The 1,978-nt window shown below is 68.1% G+C and carries 2 protein-coding genes; one reads left to right on the top strand and one right to left on the bottom strand.

Annotated elements, in window-relative coordinates:
• Nucleotides 1-529: LacI family DNA-binding transcriptional regulator (locus HII36_RS54880; RefSeq protein WP_173531334.1), on the bottom strand; the 529-nt coding region annotated here is incomplete at its 3' end.
• Between the two features lie 178 nt (nucleotides 530-707).
• Here HII36_RS54880 and HII36_RS54875 point away from each other — a divergent pair.
• Nucleotides 708-1,919: an ABC transporter ATP-binding protein gene (locus tag HII36_RS54875; RefSeq protein ID WP_173531333.1), complete on the top strand. Its 1,212-nt coding sequence runs from the start codon at nucleotides 708-710 to the stop codon at nucleotides 1,917-1,919.
• Nucleotides 1,920-1,978 lie beyond the last annotated feature (59 nt).

Here is a 1,978-nt window from a genome sequence, read left to right as displayed (position 1 = left end):
GGGCGGGGGACGGGGTCAGGCCGTCCAGGAGCATGAGGTCGGTCAGCGCGGCGCCGGACGGGTCGTCCGCGGCGATCTCGGCGGGCAGCCGGTCGGCGAACACGACGTTCAGACCGGCCCGCAGCGCCGGCGTCCAGGTGTCGGGGTCGCCGCAGGGCACCGAGATGACCCGGTCGACGCTCTGTTCCAGCAGCATGCCGATCAGCTCGGCCTCCTGCTCGGGGTCGTCCCCGGTGGAGCCGAGCATCACCGGCTCCCCGGCCGAGCGGGCGCAGGCGAGCACGCCCTCGGCGAGCTGGCCGAAGAAGGTGTCGGTGAGGTCGGGCACGAGCAGGCCGATGCCGCCGGTGCGGCGCTGGCGCAGGTTGCGGCCGAGCGCGCTGGGCCGGTAGTCGAGCTGCGCGGCGACGGCCAGCACCCGTTCGCGCGTGGCCGGGCTGGCCGAGCCGCCCGACAGCACCCGGGACACGGTCGCGACGCCGACTCCCGCAGCCTCGGCCACATCCTTGATCGTCGCCCGCTTCTCCATGGAAACGATTCCATCATGGTTTCCGCGGAACGGAAAGAGTCGCCGCTCAACAAAGGCTGGTCATGCGGTAACCCTTGACACCGATGTCCGTTTCGGGTGAGATGCTTGAAAACGTATCCACGCGAGTGGACCCCCGCAACAACATCCAGGCCACAATCCTGGAGCGCTAAGGACTGTCATGGCATCCATCGTTCTGACCAACGTCGACAAGGTCTACGCCGGTGGCGTAAAGGCCGTGAACGGGCTCAACCTTGAGATCAAGGATGGCGAGTTCATGGTGCTGGTCGGCCCCTCCGGTTGCGGTAAGTCGACCGCGCTCCGGATGATCGCGGGCCTCGAGGACATCAGTGGCGGCGAGATCGCCATCGGCGACAAGGTGGTCAACAACCTGCCGCCCAAGGACCGCGACATCGCGATGGTCTTCCAGAACTACGCGCTCTACCCCCACATGACGGTCGAGGAGAACCTCGCCTTCGGTCTGAAGCTTCGCAAGATGCCGAAGGCGGAGATCCAGAAGCGCGTCAACGACGCCGCCAAGATGCTCGGCCTGGAGACCTACCTCAAGCGCAAGCCGGCCGCCCTGTCCGGTGGTCAGCGCCAGCGTGTCGCCATGGGCCGCGCCATCGTGCGTGAGCCGCAGGCCTTCCTCATGGACGAGCCGCTGTCGAACCTCGACGCCAAGCTCCGCGTCTCGATGCGCGCCTCGCTGAACCAGATGCACGAGCGTCTCGGCGTCACCACCGTCTACGTCACCCACGACCAGGTCGAGGCCATGACCCTGGGCGACCGGGTCTGCGTCCTGCGCGACGGCCTGCTCCAGCAGGTCGACACCCCGCAGAACCTGTTCGACAAGCCCGTCAACCTGTTCGTGGCCGGCTTCATGGGCTCGCCGTCGATGAACTTCGTCACCGCCGAGCTGGTCCGCGACGGCGGCGCCGCGGTGACGTTCGCCGGCATCAGGCTGCCGATCCCGGACTCCACCTTCTCCGACAAGCCGGGCCTCGACCAGTACCTCGGCAAGAAGATCATCCTCGGCATCCGCCCGTCGGACTTCGAGGACGCCAACTCCGCCGGCAACCACGCCAACGGCTGGGCCACCCTCCCGGTCAAGGCGGAGGTCACCGAGGAGCTCGGTTCCGAGATCAACGTGCTGTTCCTCATCGACGCCCCGCCCGTCGAGCACAAGGACACCGTCGCCGCCGCCGACACCGGTGACGACGAGGAGGCGACGCTGCCGCTGTCCGGCGACAAGTCCCTGTGGACCGCCCGCGTCAACGCCCGCAGCCACGTCCGTCCCGGCCAGAACATCGACCTGGTCGTCGACACGCACAACCTGCACTTCTTCGACCCGGCGTCGGGTCTCGCGATCGGCCACGAGGCCAACCGCTAGTCAGAGCCGGCTCCGCTGATTCTCGGGCGTGAGTTCCTCACGCCCGCCCAGGCCCCCAC

Origin of the sequence: Nonomuraea antri, assembly GCF_013283785.1 — a bacterium.
GTDB lineage: Bacteria > Actinomycetota > Actinomycetes > Streptosporangiales > Streptosporangiaceae > Nonomuraea > Nonomuraea antri.
The sequence above is the reverse complement of the archived record's forward strand: the minus strand, read 5'-3'. Positions and strand labels throughout refer to the sequence as shown.

Excerpts from the sequence above, each read along its gene's own strand:
- HII36_RS54875 (WP_173531333.1), top strand. The coding sequence starts at position 708 with ATGGCATCCATCGTTCTGACCAACGTCGACAAGGTCTACGCCGGTGGC.